General features: G+C 64.8%; 24 protein-coding genes. 15 read left to right on the top strand and 9 right to left on the bottom strand.

Annotated elements, in window-relative coordinates; translation table 11 throughout:
* Nucleotides 1-12: 12 nt before the first annotated feature.
* Nucleotides 13-2,106, bottom strand: a complete 2,094-nt coding sequence (locus ACZYHG_RS17745) for an EAL domain-containing protein (protein WP_464609661.1) — start codon at nucleotides 2,104-2,106, stop codon at nucleotides 13-15.
* Between the two features lie 327 nt (nucleotides 2,107-2,433).
* Between ACZYHG_RS17745 and ACZYHG_RS17740 the strand changes: the two genes are divergently transcribed.
* On the top strand, nucleotides 2,434-2,883 hold the full coding sequence (locus tag ACZYHG_RS17740; RefSeq protein ID WP_464609660.1) for an ester cyclase: 450 nt from the start codon (nucleotides 2,434-2,436) through the stop codon (nucleotides 2,881-2,883).
* 70 nt (nucleotides 2,884-2,953) lie between these two features.
* Here the strand turns inward: ACZYHG_RS17740 and ACZYHG_RS17735 are convergent, their stop codons facing one another.
* Entirely contained in the window at nucleotides 2,954-3,490 is a 537-nt protein-coding gene (locus ACZYHG_RS17735) for a hypothetical protein (RefSeq protein ID WP_464609659.1), read from the bottom strand.
* Between the two features lie 115 nt (nucleotides 3,491-3,605).
* The gene (locus ACZYHG_RS17730) at nucleotides 3,606-3,932 is read right to left on the bottom strand and encodes a DUF1330 domain-containing protein (RefSeq protein ID WP_027046421.1); all 327 of its coding nucleotides are present in this window, start codon (nucleotides 3,930-3,932) and stop codon (nucleotides 3,606-3,608) included.
* A 177-nt stretch (nucleotides 3,933-4,109) separates the two neighbouring features.
* On the opposite strand from ACZYHG_RS17730, the gene ACZYHG_RS17725 reads away from it, so the two are divergent.
* The 5 genes from ACZYHG_RS17725 (at nucleotide 4,110) to ACZYHG_RS17705 (ending at nucleotide 7,830) form a co-directional block, all read left to right on the top strand.
* A complete protein-coding gene (locus ACZYHG_RS17725; RefSeq protein WP_464609658.1) occupies nucleotides 4,110-4,802 on the top strand; it encodes a winged helix-turn-helix transcriptional regulator in 693 nt (230 codons plus the stop codon).
* Between the two features lie 65 nt (nucleotides 4,803-4,867).
* Nucleotides 4,868-5,980: a bifunctional DNA-binding transcriptional regulator/O6-methylguanine-DNA methyltransferase Ada gene (ada, locus tag ACZYHG_RS17720; protein ID WP_464614716.1), complete on the top strand. Its 1,113-nt coding sequence runs from the start codon at nucleotides 4,868-4,870 to the stop codon at nucleotides 5,978-5,980.
* A gap of 12 nt (nucleotides 5,981-5,992) precedes the next feature.
* A complete protein-coding gene (locus ACZYHG_RS17715) occupies nucleotides 5,993-6,220 on the top strand; it encodes a hypothetical protein (RefSeq protein WP_464609657.1) in 228 nt (75 codons plus the stop codon).
* A 324-nt stretch (nucleotides 6,221-6,544) separates the two neighbouring features.
* Complete coding sequence (locus tag ACZYHG_RS17710) at nucleotides 6,545-7,090, top strand: methylated-DNA--[protein]-cysteine S-methyltransferase (protein ID WP_464609656.1); 546 nt, start codon at nucleotides 6,545-6,547, stop codon at nucleotides 7,088-7,090.
* On the top strand, nucleotides 7,087-7,830 hold the full coding sequence (locus ACZYHG_RS17705) for a 2OG-Fe(II) oxygenase (RefSeq protein ID WP_464609655.1): 744 nt from the start codon (nucleotides 7,087-7,089) through the stop codon (nucleotides 7,828-7,830). Before ACZYHG_RS17710 ends, ACZYHG_RS17705 begins: the two co-directional genes overlap by 4 nt.
* A 171-nt stretch (nucleotides 7,831-8,001) precedes the next feature.
* Here the strand turns inward: ACZYHG_RS17705 and ACZYHG_RS17700 are convergent, their stop codons facing one another.
* The 3 genes from ACZYHG_RS17700 to ACZYHG_RS17690 all read right to left on the bottom strand — a co-directional run bounded on the left by ACZYHG_RS17700 (nucleotide 8,002) and on the right by ACZYHG_RS17690 (nucleotide 10,755).
* Nucleotides 8,002-8,934, bottom strand: coding sequence for a sigma-70 family RNA polymerase sigma factor (locus ACZYHG_RS17700; protein WP_464609654.1), 933 nt, complete (start codon nucleotides 8,932-8,934; stop codon nucleotides 8,002-8,004).
* 190 nt (nucleotides 8,935-9,124) lie between these two features.
* Nucleotides 9,125-10,066: an alpha/beta hydrolase gene (locus ACZYHG_RS17695; protein ID WP_464609653.1), complete on the bottom strand. Its 942-nt coding sequence runs from the start codon at nucleotides 10,064-10,066 to the stop codon at nucleotides 9,125-9,127.
* 101 nt (nucleotides 10,067-10,167) lie between these two features.
* The gene (locus ACZYHG_RS17690; protein ID WP_464609652.1) at nucleotides 10,168-10,755 is read right to left on the bottom strand and encodes a dihydrofolate reductase family protein; all 588 of its coding nucleotides are present in this window, start codon (nucleotides 10,753-10,755) and stop codon (nucleotides 10,168-10,170) included.
* A gap of 109 nt (nucleotides 10,756-10,864) precedes the next feature.
* Here ACZYHG_RS17690 and ACZYHG_RS17685 point away from each other — a divergent pair, with 109 nt between their 5' ends.
* Nucleotides 10,865-11,299, top strand: a complete 435-nt coding sequence (locus tag ACZYHG_RS17685; RefSeq protein ID WP_464609651.1) for a winged helix-turn-helix transcriptional regulator — start codon at nucleotides 10,865-10,867, stop codon at nucleotides 11,297-11,299.
* Nucleotides 11,300-11,362: 63 nt separating this feature from the next.
* Nucleotides 11,363-12,610: a DNA polymerase IV gene (gene dinB, locus ACZYHG_RS17680; protein ID WP_464609650.1), complete on the top strand. Its 1,248-nt coding sequence runs from the start codon at nucleotides 11,363-11,365 to the stop codon at nucleotides 12,608-12,610.
* Between the two features lie 153 nt (nucleotides 12,611-12,763).
* Here the strand turns inward: dinB and ACZYHG_RS17675 are convergent, their stop codons facing one another.
* On the bottom strand, nucleotides 12,764-13,081 hold the full coding sequence (locus tag ACZYHG_RS17675; protein ID WP_464609649.1) for a hypothetical protein: 318 nt from the start codon (nucleotides 13,079-13,081) through the stop codon (nucleotides 12,764-12,766).
* 231 nt (nucleotides 13,082-13,312) lie between these two features.
* Between ACZYHG_RS17675 and rsgA the strand changes: the two genes are divergently transcribed.
* Nucleotides 13,313-14,341, top strand: coding sequence for a ribosome small subunit-dependent GTPase A (gene rsgA / locus ACZYHG_RS17670; protein WP_464609648.1), 1,029 nt, complete (start codon nucleotides 13,313-13,315; stop codon nucleotides 14,339-14,341).
* A 50-nt stretch (nucleotides 14,342-14,391) separates the two neighbouring features.
* Here the strand turns inward: rsgA and ACZYHG_RS17665 are convergent, their stop codons facing one another.
* Nucleotides 14,392-14,922 carry a sterol desaturase family protein gene (locus ACZYHG_RS17665; RefSeq protein ID WP_464609647.1) on the bottom strand — a complete coding sequence of 177 codons (531 nt, stop codon included), beginning with the start codon at nucleotides 14,920-14,922 and terminating at the stop codon, nucleotides 14,392-14,394.
* A gap of 190 nt (nucleotides 14,923-15,112) precedes the next feature.
* On the opposite strand from ACZYHG_RS17665, the gene ACZYHG_RS17660 reads away from it, so the two are divergent.
* Nucleotides 15,113-15,583, top strand: a complete 471-nt coding sequence (locus tag ACZYHG_RS17660; protein WP_464609646.1) for an NUDIX hydrolase — start codon at nucleotides 15,113-15,115, stop codon at nucleotides 15,581-15,583.
* 26 nt (nucleotides 15,584-15,609) lie between these two features.
* Here the strand turns inward: ACZYHG_RS17660 and ACZYHG_RS17655 are convergent, their stop codons facing one another.
* Nucleotides 15,610-16,797 carry a Gfo/Idh/MocA family protein gene (locus ACZYHG_RS17655; protein ID WP_464609645.1) on the bottom strand — a complete coding sequence of 396 codons (1,188 nt, stop codon included), beginning with the start codon at nucleotides 16,795-16,797 and terminating at the stop codon, nucleotides 15,610-15,612.
* 113 nt (nucleotides 16,798-16,910) lie between these two features.
* Between ACZYHG_RS17655 and ACZYHG_RS17650 the strand changes: the two genes are divergently transcribed.
* From ACZYHG_RS17650 to ACZYHG_RS17630, 5 genes are all read left to right on the top strand, one after another.
* Complete coding sequence (locus tag ACZYHG_RS17650) at nucleotides 16,911-17,804, top strand: MurR/RpiR family transcriptional regulator (protein WP_464609644.1); 894 nt, start codon at nucleotides 16,911-16,913, stop codon at nucleotides 17,802-17,804.
* 78 nt (nucleotides 17,805-17,882) lie between these two features.
* The gene (locus tag ACZYHG_RS17645; protein WP_464609643.1) at nucleotides 17,883-18,665 is read left to right on the top strand and encodes an SDR family oxidoreductase; all 783 of its coding nucleotides are present in this window, start codon (nucleotides 17,883-17,885) and stop codon (nucleotides 18,663-18,665) included.
* Nucleotides 18,662-20,206, top strand: coding sequence for a mannitol dehydrogenase family protein (locus tag ACZYHG_RS17640; RefSeq protein WP_464609642.1), 1,545 nt, complete (start codon nucleotides 18,662-18,664; stop codon nucleotides 20,204-20,206). The genes ACZYHG_RS17645 and ACZYHG_RS17640 overlap by 4 nt, the downstream gene beginning before the upstream one ends.
* Before the next feature lie 15 nt (nucleotides 20,207-20,221).
* Entirely contained in the window at nucleotides 20,222-21,136 is a 915-nt protein-coding gene (locus tag ACZYHG_RS17635) for a sugar phosphate isomerase/epimerase family protein (protein WP_464609641.1), read from the top strand.
* Between the two features lie 88 nt (nucleotides 21,137-21,224).
* Complete coding sequence (locus tag ACZYHG_RS17630) at nucleotides 21,225-22,259, top strand: ABC transporter substrate-binding protein (protein ID WP_464609640.1); 1,035 nt, start codon at nucleotides 21,225-21,227, stop codon at nucleotides 22,257-22,259.
* The last annotated feature ends 173 nt before the right edge of the window (nucleotides 22,260-22,432 follow it).

The raw sequence follows: 22,432 nt of genomic DNA, 5'->3' as shown, positions 1-22,432 counted from the left end.
ACGATGCCTTGATTACGATGCCTTGCGGACCGCGCCAGCCGTTGCGGTGGCGCGGGTGACAACCTGCTCCAGCGGTTCCGGCCGATGCAGCAGGAACCCCTGGCCGAAGGCGACGCCCATGTCGCTGAGCATGCCAAGCGTGTCCTGACGCTCGATCTTCTCGCCGACCACATCGCAGCCGAGGCTGCGGCCGATGCTCGTGATGGCCAGCACGATTTCGCGGTCGAAGCGGCTTTCGGTGATGTGCTCGATGAAGGAACCATCGATCTTGATGGCGTCGACCGGAAAGCGCCTGAGATATTCGAACGAGCTCATGCCGGCGCCGAAATCGTCGAGACTGACCCGGCAGCGCCGCTCGCGCGCCTTGCGCACGAACGTCTCGGCGGCGTCGAAATTGGTGACGGCGGCGGTTTCGGTGATCTCGAAGCCGATGCCGGAATGCGGCGCTCCGGTTTCCTCGATGATGCTGTCGACGAAGTCCCACAGCCCCGGATCGCTCAGCGTCTGCGCCGACAGGTTGAAGCCGAGCGTGATCACGCCGGACTTCATCGCCGCGCCGTGCAGCGAGAGCGCGGTGCGGATGATCCAGCGATCGAGCCTGGCGGCAATGCCGAAGCGCTCCGCGGCCGGGATGAATTCGCCCGGCGGGATCAGCCGGCCGCTGCGCCCGACAAGCCGCGCCAGCACCTCGACATGGCGGCTTTCCTGCCAGGGCCGGCCCAAGCGGTGGATCTCCTGGCCGAACAGTTTCAGCCTTCCGTCCTCCAAGGCGTCGACCGTGTCGGCGGCGAGCCGCGCCGCATTGAGGCCGCCGGAATTGGCCTCGGCCGAGAATACCGCGAAACGGTCGCGCCCCGCGGCCTTGGCCGCGTAGCAGGCGTCGTCGGCGCAGGCGAGCGCGTCGGCGACCGTGGTGGTGTGGTCATGGACCATGGCAATGCCGATGCTTGCCGCCAGCCGCCGCGAGGTCGCGGCAAGGCCGAGATCCGCACCGCGCACGGCCGCCAGGATTGCACCGGCCAGCCGCTCGGCCTGCTCCGCGTCGCAATGCGGCACCAGCAGGGCAAACTCGTCGCCACCCAGGCGCGCCGCATGCGCCGATGGCGGCAGGCAGCGGCCAATGCCCGTGGCCACGCTCTTCAGCGCCAGATCGCCGGCGGCATGGCCGGCGAAATCGTTGAGCGCCTTGAAGTAGTCGAGATCGACATAGAACACGGCCAGCGGCACGCCCGTGGCGATATGCTCGGCAAGCAGCCTGTCGAAGGCGGAGCGGTTCCACAGGCCGGTCAGCGCGTCGTGGCGGGCGGCGAAGGCCAGTTCCTGTTCGCGCAGCTTGTCCTCGGTGATGTCGCGCACCGTGCCGAGGATCTGGCCGGCGGCACCCGCGGCGGCGACGAAACGCACCAGCGATTCGACATGGCGGATCTCGCCGTCGCGCTTGACGATGCGGTATTGCGAGGCGGTAACCGCATCCGATCCGGGTGTCGGCTGGTGCGCGCGCTCGGTGGCTTCCTTGTCATCGGGATGCAGAAAACTGTGCCAGAGGTCGCCCGTCACCTCGTCGGTGTCGGCAACGAGGCCGAATATGTCCCTGGTACGGGCGTCCCAATAGCTCTTGTTGGTGGCCATGTCATAGTGCCAGATGCCGGTGCCGCTCGCGGCGAGCGCCAGGCCGAAGCGCACATTCACCTGTTCAAGCGCGGCTTCGGCCGCCTTCTGCTTCGAAATGTCCGTCTGCACGCCCATCAGCCGCAGCGGCTTCCCGTCCGCACCACGCTCGACGATGCCGCCGCGGTCGAGCACCCACACCCAATGGCCATCCTTGTGCTTCAGCCGCAGTTCGGTCTCGATGGTATCGGTCAGGCCGGCAATGTGGCGGTCGCCGCTGGCCAGCGCCCGCTCGCGGTCGTCGGGATGCGTCAGTTGCAGCCAGAGATCGGCCGTGTCGGCAAGCTCGCCCTCCTCATAGCCGAGCATGCGCCACCATGTCGGCGAATAGAAGCAGCTGCCGTTGGCAATATCCCAGTCCCAGACGCCAAGATGAGCGCGTTCGAGCGCCAGCGCCCAAAACTCTCCATTGCGACTTTTCTTGCCCTGACGCGCCATCTTCTGTTTCGCTCATCCCCGCCAGGGGGCAATCTGCAGCAAAACCAGAGAAGAAACAGTTACCGGACGCGGCATGGGCGGCGTCCCTGCCTTCTCGTCCACAACCCCGTCTTTCGATTGGCCGGCAAGAACCGGAGTTTTGCGACCGCCGGATCCTCCTAGTGCTTGCCCAGGTCATCGGCGAAGACCGGTGATCCCAGGTCATCGGCAGTTCCGATGATCCCAGGTCATCGGCAGTTCCGATGATCCCAGGTCATCGGCAGTTCCGATGATCCCGGGTCATCGGCAGCGCCGATGACCCCTAGCAAACAGGAAGAGGACCTCCCAATGACCAAGCAAGAAGACAACAAGGCCGTCGTCGTCAGATGGTTCACCGACTTCTGGGGTGAAACCTGCGATCTCAGCGTCGTCGACGACATTGCCGCGCCCGACATGCTGCTCAAATATTCCTTGCACGAACCGCGCAACGGCCGCGACGACATCAAGGCCTTCATGACCGACTTCCGCGCCGCCTTCACGGATCTCAACTTCTGGGCGACCGCCGATCTCATCGCCGAAGGCGACTATGTCGTCGGTCAGTGGGAAGGCGGCGGCACCCACACCGGCCCGGCCTTCAGCGATTTCCTGGCCGGTTCGCTGCCCGCCGCCACCGGCCGCACGATGCGCTTCACCGGCACCACGGTGCTGAAAGTGATCGACGGCCGGATCGTCGAGGAGATCGGCCTCGACGACGGCGTCGCGGCATTGACCCAGCTCGGCTTGATCAAGGCCACCTGAAGGCAGGTCACGCGAAACGACGTCAGGGCCAGGCGGCATAGGCACCGCCTGGCTTCAGTGCTTGCTGAGCTTACTGGCTCGGCGCCATCGCGTGTTCGCATGACACTTTCGGGTTCATGTCGGCGAAAGCGCCCGTCGGGTTGCCCTTCCAGGCCCAGACATGCAGTTCGTAGAATTCACCCAGGCCGTAGCGGTTGGGGGCGCTGTTAAAGTTGAACAGTTGCCCCTCGAGCGAGGCCGGGCCCTTCGAGGTGATGTACTCGACCGCCACCAGCTTAAGCCGGCCGTCGGCCATCGGCTCGTACATCACGGCTTCAGGCCGGGCGATGTCGATCTTGTCGTCCTTCAGATACTGGCCGTTGACGTAGTGGATGCCCATGGCGCCACCGGTGATGCCGCTGGCGCAGGGAATGGGCGCATAGCCCTCGGCGGTCGCCGCCTTGACGTCAAGGAACCGGCTGTTCGCGGCTCGTACCTTGTCGGCCAGCGGGTTGGGGCCGGATGCGGCTTCAGCCGCTTCCTGATGCGCCCATGCGACGCTGGTGCAGACAGCCAGCATGGCCCCTGCCATGACGAGCCTGTTGCGAAGATTTGATCTCATATCCATTCCATTCTTCTTGAAAAAGCACGGCTGGCCGGCCGCCGAAAATACGGAGGCCCGGCAGGCAAGCGCCGTGACTGTTGTTGCTTGGCGACCCCGAATTCGATGTGTCGGGGAAGGATCATCCCTTCGGCAGATACGGGATCGTTCCCGCCAGATCGGTGTCGTCGATCAGCTGGAAGCGGCTGTCACTGCCACCCTGACGCGCCGAAACGAAAGGCGCATAGGCCGGATCGTTGGTGAAGGCGCGCGCCGCCGCTTCCGACGGGAACGCCATCAAGGCGATCAGCGTGGTATCGAGCGGCTTGCCTTCAAGCGTCTTCACATTGCCGCTGCGCGACAGATATTTGCCGCCATGCTTGTGGACGATGTCGTGCACCGAGGCGGCGTAGGCCGGCACCCATTTCGGGTCGTTCATCTTGATGTCCGCGATTACGTAAGCAGTCATGGGTAGTCTCCTGGTTGCGGCGCACAGGGGTATCCCGTGCACCGGCCAAAGGGCTCGCATGGCAGGGCTCCCGCCAACCAGTCCGCGATCTGTACTGGGCCGGTACAGTTTCTGTACTCGCCGCTTCAATCATGAAGGGCTAATGTTCATCCCAGCTTCGAGGGAGGAACACCAATCATGACCCAGCACGGATACAAGCAGTTCTGCCCGCTATCGATGGCCGCCGAGGTGCTGTGCACCCGCTGGACGATGGTGTTGCTGCGCGAATTGGTGGCGGGCTCGACCCGCTTTAACGACCTGCGCCGCGGCGTGCCAAAGATGTCGCCAACCCTTCTGTCGCAACGGCTGAAGGAGCTGGAGCTGGCGGGGATCGTCGAACGCAAGGAGATCCAGGGCGAGAAGGGAATTTTCGACTATCGGCTGACTGAAGCCGGCCGCGATTTGCGCCCGGTCGTCGAGGCGATGGGTTTTTGGGGGCAGAAATGGGTCGAGTCCCGGCTGTCGCTCAAAAACCTCGATCCGTCGTTGCTGATGTGGGACATGCGGCGCAATTTGAACCCCTCGCCGCTGCACGAGGGACGCACGGTGATACAATTTCTGTATCAGGATCTCCCGGCATCCAAACGGTCCTGGTGGCTGATCGTCGAGAAGCATGGCGAGGTCGATCTGTGCTGGTACGATCCGGGCTTCGACGTCGATCTCTACGTCTCGACCGACCTGCACACGATGACGGCGATCTGGATGGGATTGCTCACGGTCGAGAAGGCCGGCACGAAGGTTTCCCTGACCGGCGACCAGGCCATCGGAAAAAAGATGCAGACCTGGCTTGGGCTCAGCCCGTTTGCGGTAGAGCCTAAGCGCGCGGCTTAGGGGCTCTCCTGACAGTTGGCAGGAAACGGGTGGCGGAGCAGACCCGAGACAGCTTCAATACGGCCATGTTCATCACTCTCGCCAAAGATCTGAAATCGACGCCGCTGCCGGTGGCTGACGACCCGCGCTGGGCGCGCATCGTCGCGCGCGACAAGGAGGCCGACGGGCAATTCTGGTATTCGGTGGCGACGACCGGCGTCTATTGCCGGCCCTCCTGCCCGTCGCGGCGCGCCAATCCCGGCAATGTGCAACTGCACGACACGCTGGCTCAGGCGAAGGCGACCGGCTTTCGCGCCTGCCGGCGCTGCAACCCGGATGGCCCCTCGCTCGAGGCCGGCAATGCGGCAATGGTCGCCGAGGCCTGCCGGTTCATCGAGCAGAGCGAGGCGGAACCCTCGCTCGCCGAATTGGCCGCCGCCGCCGGCCGCAGCGCCGGCTATTTCCACCGCGTCTTCAAGGCGATCACCGGCCTGACGCCGAAGGACTATGCCGCCGCACACCGCGCCGCCCGGGTCCGCCAGGGCCTGGAGGACGGCGCCAGCGTGACCGTGGCGATCTACGATGCCGGCTTCAATTCGAGCGGACGCTTCTACGAAAAGTCCACCGGCATGCTGGGCATGACACCGACGCGCTACAGAGCCGGCGGCGCGCATGAAGACATCCGCTTCGCCGTCGGCGAGACCTCGCTCGGCGCCATCCTGGTCGCGTCGAGCCGCAAGGGCGTCGCCTCGATCCTGCTCGGCGACGATCCGGACGTGCTGGTGCGCGACCTGCAGGACCGCTTCCCCAGGGCGCGGCTGATCGGCGGCGACCGCGACTACGAGGCGCTGGTCGCCCGCGTCGTCGGCCTCGTCGAGGCGCCCCGGCTTGGTCTCGACCTGCCGCTCGACGTGCGCGGCACCGCCTTCCAGCAGCGCGTCTGGCAGGCCTTGCGCGACATCCCGGCTGGCAGCACGGTTTCCTACGCCGAGATCGCCGAGCGCATCGGCGCGCCCAGAGCAACCCGCGCCATCGCCGCTGCCTGCGCCGCCAACGCGCATGCGATCGCAATTCCCTGCCACCGCGTGATCCGGAAAGACGGCGCCCTGTCCGGCTATGCCTGGGGCGCCGAGCGCAAGCGCGCGCTGCTCGACCGTGAAGTGGTATCCGGCGAGGCCAACCGGTCTTCGCGGACCTGACGAGGACCGGCGATGCGCACCATGGCAAGGTCCTCCACCGCCGGTGCGAATGTCCAGAACGCCGTCAACGGTGCCGTCAGCCTAGAGGACGCGAAGTCGATGGTGATGGCTGCCATTGGCGAGTTGGTCGATGCCGGTCGAGCCGAGTTGGGCCGCACCGTGACCGGCGAGGTTGAGCTACGGCTGTTGAGCGGCGAGGTTTTTTTGCTGGGCGAGATCTCTGTTACCCGTGTTGCATGACATCCTTGGGCAGTGCGAATGATCCAAATCAGCGCTCTATGTCACCCCTCTCTGTCCTGCCGGACATCTCCCCCTCAAGGGGGGAGATCGGCAGCTTCACCGCCCCACGCATTCCTGCAACGTTGAAGATTGGCGAAAGCCGTGATGACAGCCAATCTCCCCCCTTGAGGGGGAGATGTCCGGCAGGACAGAGGGGGGCGCCGTAGAGCGCTACCTTGGCATCGTTCACCGTCGGAAGCGGCAATTTGAATTTGAAAGCAAGCACCGGAGTGAGCGCCAACCGGCACCTGCCTATGGTTCAGGCACACACAAGGAGTGAAGGCAATGAACCTCATGCAAACTCAAATGACCGCACCGACGGCGCACAACGACACCATCGCCTACGCCATCGGCCAATCCGCGATCGGCAACATCCTGGCGGCGCGCAGCCATATCGGCGTCTGCGCCATCCTGATCGGCGCCGACACCGACGCGTTGGCGCAGGACCTCGCCAACCGTTTCCCCGACAAGGTGCTGGTCGAAGACGACGCTGCCTTGCGCGACGATCTCGCCGCCATAGCGCGCTTCATCGAAATGCCCGGCATCGGTCTCGACCTGGCGCTCGACATGCGCCACGGCACACCGTTCCAGCAGCGTGTGTGGGACGTGCTGCGCACCATCCCGTGCGGCGCCACCATCACCTATACCGCGCTTGCCTGCCGCCTCGGTGAACCGAACGGCGCCCGCGCCGTGGCGACGGCTTGCGCCGCCAATGCGATTGCACTCGGCATTCCCTGCCATCGCGTTGTCAGGGCCGACGGCACGCTGTCGGGCTACCGCTGGGGCGTCGAACGCAAGCGCGCGCTGCTGGACCGAGAGGCCGCGATATGAACGCCCACGCCAAGGTTGCCACGGCGGCGGTGGGAGCCGCCGAGACACGCGTCGCCGCTTACGACTGGCCGGCCCTTGCCGCCGAGCTTGACGGCTTCGGCTGCGCGGTCATGCAAAAGCTGCTCTCGCCTGAAGAATGCCGGCAGATCGCCGGCCTCTACCCCGAGGAAAAACATTTCCGCAGTCACATCCACATGGCCAGGCACGGTTTCGGCAAGGGCGAATACCGCTATTTCCGCTATCCCTTGCCCGACCTGCTTGGCGGGTTGCGCAGCGCGCTCTATCCGAGGCTTGCCGAGGTGGCCAACCATTGGAACGAACGCATGGGGATCGCCCTGCGCTATCCCGGCACGCATGCGGAGTTTCTCGACCAGTGCCATGGCGCCGGCCAGGTCAGGCCGACGCCGCTTCTGCTGCAATATGTGCCGGGCGACTTCAACTGCCTGCATCAGGATCTCTATGGCGACCTCGCCTTCCCGCTGCAGGTGGCGATCCTGCTCTCCGAGCCGGGCAAGGATTTCAACGGCGGCGAATTCGCGCTGACCGAGCAGCGGCCGCGCATGCAGAGCCGGGTCGAGGTGGTGCCGCTGCGCCAGGGCGATGCCGTCGCCTTCGCCGTCCACAACCGGCCGGTGCAGGGGACCAAGGGCAATTACCGCGTCAATCTGCGCCACGGCGTCAGCCGCCTGCGCTCAGGCATGCGCCACACGGTCGGCATTATTTTTCACGATGCGAAGTGAGGCGCCTCTTCCTTCTCCCCTTGCGGGAGAAGGTGGATCGCCGCGTAGCGGCGAGACGGTTGAGGGGTGTTCCAGCGGAGTGAGACATCGGTGTTCCCTGGAGCACCCCTCATCCGACCTCGCTTCGCGAGGCCACCTTCTCCCACAAGGGGGAGAAGGGAAGAGCGCGCTTCATCCTGCGTCGGCAGCCACCATCTCCAATATCCACGGGCACGCATAATAGTCGGCGATGCGGTCGATGACGCCGCCATCGGCATGGACGCGCACCAGATAGGCCGGCCGCCAGACCGCGTCTTGCCGCCTGTCGACAACCAGAACGCCCTCCCCTTCGACCATTTCTGGCCGTATGCGCCAGGGCTCGCCGCGCTCATATTCGACGAAGTAGGGCGAGGCCGACAGCAGGCCATTGTAGCAGTCCGAAACCCGCAGCCGCGCATCGGCGCTGGTCAGCGCCCGCACCCCGTCCCAGTCCCTGGCATTGAACAGTTCGACATAGCGGCCGAGCAGCCGCGCCAGCTCGGGGTCGTGTGCGGGCGCCCCGACAGGTTGCGCCGGCAGGGCGGCTAGCTTGGCGCGACCACGATTGAGCGCCGATTTGACACCGCCCGATGTCGAGCCGACCAGGTCGGCGATCTCCTCCAGCGAATGGTCGAATACATCCTTGAGCAGCACGCAGGCGCGCTCCTTCGGCGGCAGGTGCACCACAAGCCGCTCGATGGCGCGACCGGCGCCGGAACCGGCGGGCTCAATGGGCAGCACGATCTCGTCGCTGGCATAGCCTGCTTCGGCCTTGAGCCGCGTGCGACGGTTGCGGATGAAGTCGATGCACCTGTTATGCGCGATGCGAAACAGCCACGGCCGCAGCGCCTGCGCATCGTCGAGCAGCCCGATCTTGCGATAGGCCTCGAACAGCGCCTCCTGCATGATGTCCTCGCCGTCGAGGGCCGAGCCGGTCATGCGCGCGCAATAGCGGTGCAGCCGGACGCGCAGATGCGAGACCGTCTCCAGGAACGCCCTGTAGCGCAGGTCGAACAGGCCTTCGGGATCGAGGCGCGGCTCTATGCCTTGCCTCGTTTCATGGGGGTTGCGGATCTGCTGGTTCATCGCGGCACGTCGCTTAGAGCAATTCCAGGAAAAGTGTGTAGCGGTTTTCCGTTCGGAATTGCGTCAAAACAAAGAGCTAGAGCAGTTCGCCGTTTCCGTGAAACGGTGAACTGTTCAAGCGTCATCCCAGCATCGCGCAAGTGCCGCACATCCACAAGCACGAAGCTCGCCACGAAAAGCCGGCGCAAAGTCAGGCCGCCCTGTTGTCGGCAATTTTGCCGCCGGCATCCGGAAGCCCAAGCTTCGGCCGCACCCAGGCGGCGAGACGGCCGATCGCATCGTCGGCCTCCGGCGCCCGGCCGGCCATCATCTGGAAGGAGTGCAGCATGCCGTCGAAGACGTCGAGCCGCGTCTCGACACCAGCCTTTCTGGCACGCTCGGCGAACATGCGGCTTTCATCGACCAGCGCTTCGTCGGCGCCGGCCTGCAGGAAGACCGGTGGAAAGCCGCTCAAATCGGCATAGAGCGCGCTGACTTCCGGATCGAGCCGGTCGGCATCGCCGATGAAATTGGTCACCAGCCAGTCGACGGACTCCCTGGCGAAAGCCGGGTCCTTCTCGCGGTTGGTCTCGTAGCTGGCGCCGGTCAGCGCCATGTCGAACCAGCCGGAGATGATCAGCGTGCCGGCCGGCAGCGGCCGGCCTTGTGCGCGCAGCCGCTGCAGCACGCCATAGGTCAGCACCGCGCCGCAGGAATCGCCGGCAAGCGCGATCGCCTTGGCGTCAAAACCCTGGTCGACGAGCCAGTTCCAGGCCGCCATCGCCGCCTCGGTCTGGGCCGGGTGCTTCGCCTGGTGCGCCAGCGGATAGTTATAGAGCAAGGCCCGGCAACCGACGGCCTTGGCCAGATGGCCGACCAGCTTGCGGTGGGTGTAGATCGAGCCGCCGAGGAAGCCGCCGCCATGCGCGTAAAGCAGCACCCGCTGTTCATCCGCGCCCTTCGGCACGACCCACAGCGCCGGAACGCCGCCGGCATCCACCTCGATATAGTCGACGCCGCCGGGTTCGCCGGTCAGCGCCGTCCAGCTGGTGTCGCTGAAATCGATCATCGCCTGCGGGCTGGCAAACGTGCCGGTATTGGCGGTGATCGCCGCGTAATGGTTCCTGTTTGCCTCGCTCTCGATGCTCGCCATGATGCTCTCCTGGGTTTGCGGATCGCGGTTGCGCGACCTTCAAAAGCCAAGGACGGACGGGCTGAGAAAAAGGATACGTCAGACCAGGATTTTTCTCTCCCTCAACCCGCCGGCGCGTAGCGGTTGACCACCATGCCGCAGGCATAGGCCTTCGAGCCCAGCAGCCGCAGTTTGCCAAAACCGCCCTGGTCGAAGATACGGCGCCCCGCGCCCAGCACAGCCGGGTTGACGAACAGCTGGAATTCATCCACCAGCCCGGCGGCGATCAGCGCCGAGGCAAAGCCGGCGCCGCCGAAGACGACCATGTCAGCGCCCTCGCCCGCTTTCAGCGCGGCGACCTCACGCGGCAGGTCGCCGCTCACCACCGTCGTGCGCTCCCAGCGCGAGGTTTTCAGCCTGTCGCTTAGCACCACTTTCGTCGCGTCGACGATGCGCTGGGCAAAGGCATAGAACGGATCGCGCGGAAACTTCTTCGCCGCATTGCCCCAGTGGGTCAGATACCCCTCCTCAGCCATCTTGCGGCTGAGCAGGATGGTGTCGATGCCGGCGAAGACGGTGTTGAAATCCCGCTTCAGTTCCTCGTCCCAGCCGATGTCGTCGCCCCATTCCCAGAGCTGCCAGGAATGGTCCTCATCGGCGCCGACAAAGCCGTCGACCGACATCTGCATCTGAAGGATCAGCTTTTTCATGCGGTTCCTCGTTTCCCTGGCTCAAAGAAAATTGGTTTACTTTTGGAACCGTTGACGCAAGGGGAAAACGATGTCAATAGTAAAGTGATTTAAAAATGGAACCATAGACATGTCGACACGCGAGAGATCCGGCTGCCCGATCAGCATGTCGCTGGAACTGCTCGGCGACCGCTGGACGCTGCTCATCATCCGCGACCTGGTCTTCGCCGAAAAAAAGCATTTTCGCGAATTTCTGCAGTCCGACGAAGGCATCTCCTCGCGTACCCTGGCCGAGCGGCTGCAGACGCTGCAGGACGAAGGCATCCTTACCCGCAGCGACGACCCAACCCACGGGCTGAAAGCGATCTACCGGCTGACCGAGGCCGGCATCGACCTGTTGCCGGTGCTGGCCACGCTCGGCGCCTGGGGCAGCAAGCACCGCAAGGCCGACGACAAGCTCGCGCGCATCGCCGACGAACTGGCCGCCGGCGGCGAGCCGGCACTGGAACGGATGACGGCGGCGCTGCGGGCCGAGCATGTTATTCAGGCGACTGCGCCTGCTTGACAACAATCACTCTTTGTTCTCTATTTGTTCCCATCTATCAGCAACTGCGGATGAGCGGTCGGGATGGAAACGACAGCCACCATCCTGCATGCCGATCTCGACGCCTTCTATGCCTCGGTCGAGCAGCTTCTCGACCCGTCGCTGCGCGGCAAGCCGATCGCCGTCGGCGGCGGTGTGGTGCTGGCGGCCTCCTATGAAGCGCGCGCCTTCGGCGTGCGCGGCGGCATGCCGGGGCGCAAGGCGCGCGAGCTTTGCCCGCAATTGATTTTCGTCGGCGGCAATTTCAGCCACTATCAGCGGCTGGGCGACGCTGCGATCAAGGTGCTCGACGATTTCACGCCGGTGGTCGAGCGCATTTCCATCGACGAAGCCTTCGCCGATGTCGCCGGCTGCACGCATCTGTTCGGGCAACCGGAAGAGATCGCCACGACAATCCGCCGCCGCGTGCGGGCCGAACTCGGCCTGCCGATCTCGATCGGCGTTGCCCGTACCAAGCATCTGGCCAAGATCGCCTCGCAGGTCGCCAAGCCCGACGGGCTGGTGGTGGTCGAACCCGGAACCGAGCTTGCCTTCCTGCACGACCTGCCGGTCGGCCTGATGTGGGGCGTCGGCCCGGTAACCCGGGCGCGGCTGGCCGAAATCGGCATCGAGACCATCGGCCAGTTGGCCAGGACACACAGTGGCGCGCTGACCCGTCTGCTTGGCCCCGCCGCCGGCGAAAAGCTGTCGGCGCTGTCGTGGAATCGCGACCCGCGCAAACTGGAGACCAAGCGCCGGGCGCACTCGGCCGGCGCCCAGTCGGCGCTCGGCCAGAAACCGGCCGTGGCTGATGTCATCGTGCCGACGCTCCTGCATCTGGCCGACCGCGTCGCCAGCCGTCTGCGCGCCAAGGCACGGCCAGGCCGCACGGTGACGGTGCGCGTTCGCTTTGCCGATCTCAGCGCCGTCACCCGTTCCATCACCCTCGACCAGCCGATCTCGGCAACCACCATGCTGGCCGAAATCGCGCAAGACCTGGTGCGCGGCGTGCTTGCCGATAACCCGCATGAGAGAACCATCTCGCTGCTGGCGATCTCGGTCTCGCATCTCGAGGAAAGCGCCGAACTGCAGCTCGACCTGCCGCTCGGCCTCGCCGACGAGAAACACCGGCCCGGCAGCCAGAAAGGCCTCGCCCGCTTTGGCGCCGACCGCGCCATCGACAAGATCCGTGAGCGCTTCGGCAAACAGGCGGTCGGTTACGGCACGGTTGCGCTGGAAGCGGCCCGCTCGGTGCCCGACGAATTCAGAGAACTGGCGGAAAAAGAGTTGTAGGGCTGGTTCGTTCAACCCAAAACGGCATCGCTCTGTCCGGCGTGAGGTGGGGCATAGAGATCAGGAGCCGAGATCAGCGGCGCGCAATATGGCGTTGAGCTTCACCGAGGCAGAGGCGAAGTCTCGCCAAGGAGCCGCATCCGTGATGCGGCTTCACTCGCTCGGCAGACTGCACCTGGCAACCACAGTCTGGATCTCTGGCGTCGACAACAGGAGGAACCATTCTGCTTCCGTGAAGAATGTGCCGGAGTTTCCCGTTTCGTGCGAAATTACAAAACACAGCCCTTTGACATGCGGGGCATTGCCCGGGATGGTCGCGCTGACGGTGTGATCCTCTTCGGATATTTGGCAATTCGTGCCGCCGCCAGCCTCAATCGCGCGGCACAACTTCTCCGCTGACGCCATGTCGTCCGCATAGGCCGATGTGAGAGAGCAAAGCACCAGCAAGCCGGCGATCGCAAGAAGCCGCATAATCAAACCCCCATTCCTGTAACCCCGCTTCGAGGGAACCACAGATGACGCCTGGCTACAAGCAAACCAGCCATCCCTGCCGTATGCAGCCGCAAATGCTTGCCAAAGCCCGCTGTGCCGCCCATACAGCGGCTTGGGCTGATCGCCTGTCCGTGCGCCGAGAGGCCTCAGCTCACACTTCTTGTCAGGGACATTGTCCATGTCCGCGACGCCACACCCTTGGTCAAAGCCATGACGTCCCTTGCACCGACAATATCCCTCGCAAGCCTTGGCTGGACGGATTTCTTTGGTGATCAGCTTGAGCCCGATGACGCAGGCCTGATCCCGACGCGCATTGCCATGGTGCATCGCGATCGCCTGAGTGGCCTGTCCCAGTCCGGCCAGATCGACCTGACATTGCCGCCGAATGCCAACACCGGTGACTACGCCGTCGGCGACTGGGTGCTGGTCGAGCCGCAGGATCAGCTTGTGAAGCGCCGCCTGACCCGCAAGACGGTGCTGGAACGCCGCACCCAGGGCGGCAGGGTGCCACAACTGGCCGCGGCCAATGTCGACACGCTGTTCATCGTCACCTCCTGCAATGCCGACTTCAACATCGCCCGGCTCGAGCGCTATCTGGCGCTGGCCAACGAAGCCGGCACGACACCGGTTATCCTGCTGACCAAGGCCGACACGGCTGAAGACGCCGAGACATACCTGAAGCAGGCCACCGCCCTGCAGCGCGGACTGGCCGTGGTGATGCTGAACCCGCGCACATCAGATGCGGCGACCATGCTCGCCGCCTGGTGCGGTGCTGGCCAGACGGTGGCGCTGATCGGTTCCTCCGGCGTCGGCAAATCGACGCTGGTCAACACGCTTGCCGGGTCAGGCCAGCAAGCGCCACAGCAGACCGGCGCTATTCGCGAACACGACGCCAAGGGGCGCCACACCACCACGGCGCGCTCGCTGCATGCCATTGCCGGCGGCGGTTGGGTGATCGACACGCCGGGCATGCGCACTTTGCAGGTCAGCGATGTCGGCTATGGCATCGACACGCTGTTTGCCGAGATCACCGAGCTTGCGCCGCTGTGCAAATTCCGCGACTGCACGCATGTGCACGAACCGGGCTGCGCGGTGCAGGCTGCCATCAAGGCCGGCACGCTCGACCCCGAGCGCCTTGCCCGCTGGCGCAAACTGTCCGACGAAAACCAGCACAACACGCCGGTGGTGAGCGGGCCGCGCGGTAGCAAATCACCCGGCGGCCGCGGCAAGCGGCGCTGAACCGCTGCCCTACTGCCCTACTGCCCTACTGCCCTACTGCCCTACTGCCCTCAAAGCCGCGCCGTGCGGAAAACCCTATCCCAGAATATCGACGTCACGCCGAAATTGGCGTCGTCGTCGATATGGTGGTGCACTGCGTGGCGGCGCTTGAGCGTGTAGAGATAGCTGGGATGGCTGGGGTGCCAGTGGTGGATCATGTGGTGGACGCTGACGTACCAGAGATATCCCAGCATCAGGCCGCAGCCGACCGCGCTCGCGATCGCGAAATCCGAGATCAGCCAAACGGATACCGCGATCAGCGCATGCACGCCCAGGCTAAGCCAGGTCGGCGTACCCACCGGACTGCGCTCCTCGACATGGTGGCGATCGTGCAGATCCTTGATGTAGGGAACGTGATGAAGGACGTAGCGGTGCAGGACGTATTCGATCAACGTCCACAGGCCGAGACAGACAAGCACGGTGCCGATCCAGCCCGGCGAACCCTCTTCACCGGCTTCGATCAGCCCGGCTACCCCCAATATGGCAATCACCAGCGGATAGACCACGAAGTCGCTGTAGTAGCCGATCAGACTGAGTTGCATTCGGACGCCCCAACTGGCTTTCGACGCCGCCCCAAAACGATTCTATCAGATTGCCGAACTCTGCGGTGAGGTGCAATGCAGATGCATCAGACATAGCGTCGCAATTTTTTGGTGCAAGATCGGCGCTTGTTATCCCTGAAGAATCAGGTGCGGTCGACTTCGCATCAACGCCGCAAATGGACATGCAAAAATGGCAAAACGCAGTGTGGGCTTGCTGATTTATCGTCGAAGCGACAGGGAAATCAGGGTGCTTCTGGTTCATCCCGGCGGCCCGTTCTGGGCGAAGAAGGACGACGGCGCCTGGTCGATCCCGAAGGGCCTCGTCGAGGAAAACGAGGACGAACTGGCGGCCGCACGGCGCGAGACCGGGGAAGAGCTCGGCGTCACGGTCGACGGCCCTTTCGCGCGCCTCGGCGACTACAAACAGCCGGGCGGCAAGATCGTCATCGCCTGGTCCGTCGAGGCGCGAGCCGAGATCGATGTCGCCAACATCAAAAGCAACAGCTTCACCATGGAGTGGCCGCCACGCTCCGGGTCGATGAAGGAATTTCCGGAAGTCGACAGGGCCGGCTGGTTCACCTTGGCCGAGGCAGAGGTGAAGATCCTGATTGGGCAGCGGCCGATGCTGGCGGATTTGGCGGAGCGGCTGGATATTAAGTGATCTCCCTCCTCGTGGGGGAGATCGGCTCATCCTGCAAACCGCGCAGCCGTCCAAGCCCCTCCGGCCGCATTCGACTCCACCGCCGCCGCGACAAACTTCACACCCCGCGCGCCATCGACAACATCCGGCACCTGCGCAGCGCGTTCCGGATCGACCACGCCACCTGACCGATGCGCGCGGATGATGTCGGCGGCGTCGCGGTAGAAATTGGCGAAGGCCTCGATGTAACCCTCGGGGTGGGCCGCCGGCATGCGTGACACACGCTGGGCTTCCGCCGTCGAACCACGGCCGCCGCGCACCAGCGTGCGGGTTTCCTCGCCATAGGGCGAAAAGCGCAGTTCCTCCGGCCGCCCGCCCGACCATTCGAGGCCGGCCTTGTCGCCATAGAGGCGCACGGACAGATCATTGTAGTGGCCGGGCGAGGTCTGGCTGGCCAGGATCGTGCCACGCGCGCCGCCTGTCCAGCGCACCATCACATGCGCATTGTCGTCCAGCCGCCGCCCGGGCACGGCGGTGAACAGGTCGGCCGACACCGCCTCGGCCTCGCGGCCCGAAATGTAGCTCGCCAGATTGAAGGCATGCACGCCGATATCGGCCAGCACCGCCGACTGCCCTGCCCTGGCCGGATCGGTGCGCCATTCCGCCTGCTTCTGGCCCTCGGCGTCAATCGGTTTGGTGAGCCAGTCCTGGATGTAGGCGCCATGCACCGACACGATGCGCCCGAGCGCGCCCGCGGCCACCATCTCGCGCGCCTGGCGCACCATGGCATAGCCGGTGTTGTTGAGGGTGACGACGAAGCGGCGCTTCTTCGCCTTGGCCAGTGCCACCAATGCCTCGGCGTCGCTGAGCGTCGTCGACAGCGGCTTGTCGCAGATCACGTCGATGCCGGCTTCGAGAAAAGCGGTGGCGATCGGCGCGTGCAGATGGTTGGGGGTGACGATGACGACGGCCTCGATGCCATCCGGCCGCGCGGCCTCGGCCAGCGCCATGGCATGGTAATCGGCATAGCTGCGCTCGGGCGCGATGCCGATCTCGGCGGCGGAAGCCGCTGCGTTCTCCGGATCGGACGACAGCGCGCCGGCGACCAGCGCGATCTGGTCGTCAAGGCGCATGGCCAGGCGATGCACGGCGCCGATAAAGGCATTGCGGCCGCCGCCAACCATGCCGACCCTCAGCCGCTTGCCCGCCGACCCGTCCGATGTTGCGTAGACCATGTTTTCTCCTCCAACCACGTGCGAGCGCCAGTGCCAGGACGCGGCTAGCACTTTCGAACAAGATTTCCAATTTTCATATTGTAATACAATTGTGCCACGCTAGCCTGAGGCTCATGAGTGGGGCAAGCAAATCATCCGGACGATCCCGTGCCGACGAGGCGGCGACGCGCAAGCGCGGGCGCTCTCTTGCCGCGCTCGGCTACATCCAGCCGCAGACCTATGAGGAGCTGCGCGCCGTGCTGTCATCGGGCACCGTGCATTTCCCCAAGCGGCTTCGGCAGGTCGCGATCTTCCTGTGGCAGCATCCGAGCGACGTCGCGCTCGGCACCATCGCCCAGGTGGCGGCACAGGCGGGCGTGCAGCCCTCGACGCTGGTGCGCTTCGCCCAGATTTTCGGCTATTCCGGCTTTTCGGATTTCCAGGGCCTGTTCAAGGAACACATCAAGGGATCGTGGCCGGACGGGCGCGGCGAGCCGCGTGCCGAGGCCGAGCCCAACGCCGCCACGCATTTCCTGCACGGCATGGTCGGCGCCTCGCAGGCCTCGCTCGGCCGCATCGAGGCGGGCTTCGATGTCGAGAGCTTCGAGACGATGGTGGCGCTTCTGGCCGACGCGGACCTGATCTATGTCATCGGCTCCAAGCGTGCCTTCCCCGTCACAGCCTACCTGTCGCTGACACTGTCGCAGCAGGGCGTGCGCAACGTGCTGGTGGACAATGTCGGCTCGTCAGCACTCGACCAGGTCGGCTGCATCGGCGCGCGCGACACCGTGCTGGCGGTTTCCTTCAGCCCCTACAATTCAATCACGCCCGACCTGGTCGCCGTGGCGCATGAGCGCAAGGCACGCATCGTCACCCTGACCGACAGCACCTTCAGCCCGCTCATCCCTTTGTCGGACAGCTGGCTGGAAGTGGTTGAATCGGACTTCGGCGGCTTCCGCTCGCTCGCCGCGTCGCTGGCGGTCGGCATGGCGCTGGTCCAAGGCGTAGCGGCAAAGCGTGGCGCATGAGGTGTTGCTGGCACAATTGACTATCGGGAATTGCCGTTCCATATTTTAGAAAATAGAAACTTTGTTCCGGGAGGAGGAATGGAGATCAGGCTCGACGGCAAGGTGGTGCTGGTCACCGGCTCGACGCAAGGCATCGGCCGCGCCATTGCCGAGACCTTGGCGCGCTCCGGCTGCGCTGGCCTGCTGGTGACCGGCCGCGATAAGACGCGCGGCGACGCGGTGGCAGCGGAGCTTTCCGCCATCGGCACGCCGACCATCTTCGTTGCCGCTGATCTCGGAGACCCGGCCGCCCCTGCCCTTTTGGCGCAGGCCTGCATCGAGCGCTTCGGCCACATCGATGGCCTGGTCAACGCCGCCGGACTGACCGACCGCGCCTCCTTCCTCGATGCCGGCCTCGACGACTGGGCCTCGCTGTTCGCCGTCAACGCACGCGCGCCGTTCTTCCTGATGCAGGCGGCGATTGCCGACATGCGGAAGCGCGGACAACCCGGCGCCATCGTCAACATCCTGTCGATCAACGCCCATTGCGGCTCGCCGGAGCTCGCCGTCTACTCCGCCACCAAGGGGGCGCTGGCGACGCTGACCAAGAACGCCGCCAACGCCCACCGCTTCGACCGCATCCGCGTCAACGGCATCAATGTCGGCTGGACAGACACGCCGGCCGAACGCGTGATGCAGGCCGAGACGCTGGGTCATGGCCCCGGCTGGCTCGACGCCGCGAACGCCGCGCAGCCATTCGGCAGGCTGCTGACGCCACAGGACATCGCCAACCTCGCCGTCTTCCTGCTGTCCGACGCAGCCGGCCCGATGACGGGTGCGGTGATCGACCAGGAACAGTCGGTGATCGGAGCAAACCGGTGAACGCTGGTTCGACATCGCTGGAGACACTCGGGCCAGCCTTGCTTGGCCGGCTTCCGGCCCTTGTCCAGACACCGGCCTATGAACGCGCAGCCCTTCAGCCCGGCATGGCGCATCTCGGCGTCGGCGCCTTCCACCGCTGCCACCAGGCCGAATACACGGATGATCTGCTGGCGCTCCGGCTCGACCGTTGGGGCATTGTCGGCATCAACATCCGCCCGCCTGCCCTCGCCGATACGCTTGGCCGGCAGGGCGGCCTCTACACCAGGCTGATCCGCGAAAACAGCCATGTCGACGCGCGCGTCATCGGCAGCATCGTCAAAGTGGTCGACAGCCAGGAAAGTGCCGCACCCGCGCTCGATGTGCTCTCGTCACCTGACATCGAACTGGTGACGATGACGGTGACCGAAAAGGGCTATTGCCACATCCCGTCCAGCGGCGCGCTTGATCTCGATCATCCCGACATCGTCCATGACCTTGCCAACCCGGAAACACCGCGCAGCGTGCCCGGTATTCTCACACGGGCGCTGGAGTCGCGCCGGGCGAGCCATGGCCAAGCGCTGACGCTGCTCTCCTGCGACAACATCCCGACCAACGGCGCCATCCTCGGAACTGTCGTGCGGACGTTCGCCGAACGGCGCGGCAATGGTCTTGCCGACTGGATCGCAGCCAACGCCGCCTTTCCCTCCGCCATGGTCGACCGCATCGCGCCGGCGGTGACGCAAGATGATTTCGACAGCGTCGAGCAATGGTTCGGCTACCGCGATGGCGCCGTTGCCGTCTGCGAACCGTTCCGGCAATGGGTTATTGAGAAAAAGTTCGCTGGCCGCATGCCGCGCTGGGACCTCGTCGGCGCGACCTTCGTCGACGATGTCACGCCGTTCGAGCATCTCAAGATGCGGGTGCTGAATGGCGCCCAGACGACGCTCGCCAAGCTGGGCGTGCTGGCCGGGCTGGAGCACACATCGGATGCCATCGCCGACCCGCTGCTGTCGGCCTTCGTCAGGCGCATGCTGGTCGAGGAAACGCTGCCGACGCTGATGCCGGTGCCCGGCATGGATCCATTAGCCTATGTCGAACAAAGCCTTGGCCGGCTGAAGAACACCGCGATCCGCCACCGCAACCACCAGATCGCCACCGATGGCTCGCAGAAGATCGTCCAGCGCCTGCTCAACCCGATCCGCGACCGCTTGAGCCAGGGCGCCAGTATCGGCCTGCTGTCGGTGCCGGTCGCCGGCTGGATGGCCTACCTCATCCAGGCCTCGGCCCGCTTCGGCAAGCGCTGGCCGGTATCCGATCCCTATGCCGCCAAGGTCGCCGCAATCGCCGACGCGACTGGCCACGATGCGCGGGCGCTGGCTTCGGGCATCCTCGCCATCGATACGATTTTCGAGGGCGGCCTCGCCGCGAACGCTGCATTTCGCGCGGCCGTCACATCAGCGCTTGATGAGTTGCTTTCGGGCGATCCGATGGCGGCTATCAGGCACAGTCTCGAACAAGATGAGGTCGCGCGGTTGAAGCGATCCAAACAATCGGCATTATAGACATTGGGAGGCACTATGAAACTTGGACTGCTCACCGCGCCGTTCGCGGAGACGCCGCTTGCCGATGTCGCCGGCTGGGCAAGCTCTGCCGGCTTCGAGGCGCTGGAAATCGCTTGCTGGCCGAAAACGTCCGGCGCGACCCGCCGCTATGCCGGCACCAGCCATATCGACGCCGACGGCACCTCCACCGCGCAGGCCAAGGAGATCGTTGCCTCGCTGGCGGAAAAGAACCTCAGCGTTTCCGGCCTCGGCTACTATCCCAACCCGCTGCATCCCGATGCCGCGCATCGCGAGGCGGTCATCGGCCATCTGAAGAAGGTGATCGTGCTGGCCGCCAATATGGGCGTGTCCGTCGTCAACACCTTCTGCGGCGGCGATGCCTCGAAGACGGTCGACGTCAATTGGCAGGACGCGCTGAAAGTCTGGCCCGAGATCGTCGCTTATGCACGCGGCCACGGGGTGAAACTCGCCTTCGAGAATTGCCCGATGATCTTCAGCTATGACGAATGGCCGGGCGGGCACAACATCGCCTATTCGCCGCAGGTCTGGCGCCGCATCCTGGAAGCCTGGGGCGGCGAGGTCGGCATGAATTTCGACCCCTCGCATCTGGTCTGGCAGATGATCGACCAGGCCCGCTTCATCAGGGAATTCGGCCCCTACATGCTGCATGTCCACGCCAAGGACCTGATGATTGATCATGATGGTTTGTACGAGCGCGGAGTCCTCTCTTCTGGGATAGGCTGGCAGGTGCCGCGCATGCCGGGGCTGGGCGATGTCGACTGGAGCGGCTTCTTCTCCGGCCTCTACCGCGCCGGCTATGACGGTTCCGTCATCATCGAACACGAGGACAGGCGATTTGAAGGCAGCGACGATCAGGTCAAGCGCGGTTTCCTGCTCGCCCGCGACGTGCTGCGCCCCTTCGTCAAGTGAATTAGAGCGCGCCGTTGACTCACCTTGTCAGCGACGCGCTTTAACGGGTTGGAACTGAAACTGAAAAACAATGTGGAGGAAGTCTGAAATGAAGAAAATACTGACCATGGTCCCGCTGCTTGCGGGTTCTGCCTTGCTGGCCTCTGTGGGCGTATCGGCCGCCGCCGGCAAATACACGATCGGCATTTCCAACACCGTCCAGGGCAATGGCTGGCGCGAGGAGATGGTGTGCGCCATGAAAGCGCAGGCGCTGGCTTCCGGCGAAGTGACAAAACTCAACATCGCCCATCGCAACACCGATGCCGCCGGCCAGCTCGAAGACATCCGCAACCTGATCAGCGCCAAGGTCGACGCCATCGTCGTCAACCCCGCTGATCCGGCCGGCATCAAGGCGGGTCTCGAGGAAGCCACCAAGGCCGGCATTGTCGTCGTCGCCGTCGACCAGGCGGTCACCGAGCCGTCGGCCTACATCATCTCCAACAACCAGGAACAATATGCTTATCTCGGCGCCAAGTGGCTGTTCGGCCAGATGGGCGGCAAGGGCGAGGTCTTCTACATGCGCGGTGCCGCCGGCGCTTCGGCCGATAGCGATCGCGACAAAGGCTTCAAGAAGGCGTTGGCCGAATTCCCCAATGTGAAGGTCGCGCAGGAAGTCTTCACCGGCTGGCAGCAGGACCAGGCCAAGCAGCAGATGCTGTCGTTCCTGGCCACCGGCACGCCGTTCAACGGCGTCTGGACGTCGGGCATCGACAACGTCATCGTCGACGCGCTGACGGAATCGCAGGCCCCGCTGGTGCCGGTGGTGGGTGCCGACAATGCCGGCTTCGTCGGCCAGCTGAGCTCGGTCAAGGGCCTCGTCGGAGCCGCCGTCACCAACCCCGGCTCGATCGGCGGTGCCGGCGTAACGCTGGCACTGCAGATCCTCGACGGCAAGAAGCCGGCCCAGCAGACCGTGCTGGTCGACCCGCAGCTGTGGGACAACGCAACCGACGAAGGCAAGGCCAAGCTGAAGGCCGCCGCGGACCCGTCGCTGAGCCCCGAATGGCCGGTCTCGATCTCGATCCCCGGCTGGACGACGTATACGAAGGACCAGATCGTGGCGTGCAAGGGTCCGGGGGAGTAAGTTGGACTTTCGCTGACCACCATTGGTCGGCGCCGCCCCTCACCTGCCTGCCGGCATCCTCTCCCCGTATAGTGACGGGGAGAGGGACGCTGTCGTCTCCGGTTTCGCCAATCTTCAACGTGGCAGGAAGGGCACCGGCGCCGCAACAGCTTCTCTCTCCCCGTTTACGGGGA

This window comes from Mesorhizobium subarcticum (assembly GCF_055456085.1).
The sequence above is the reverse complement of the archived record's forward strand: the minus strand, read 5'-3'. Positions and strand labels throughout refer to the sequence as shown.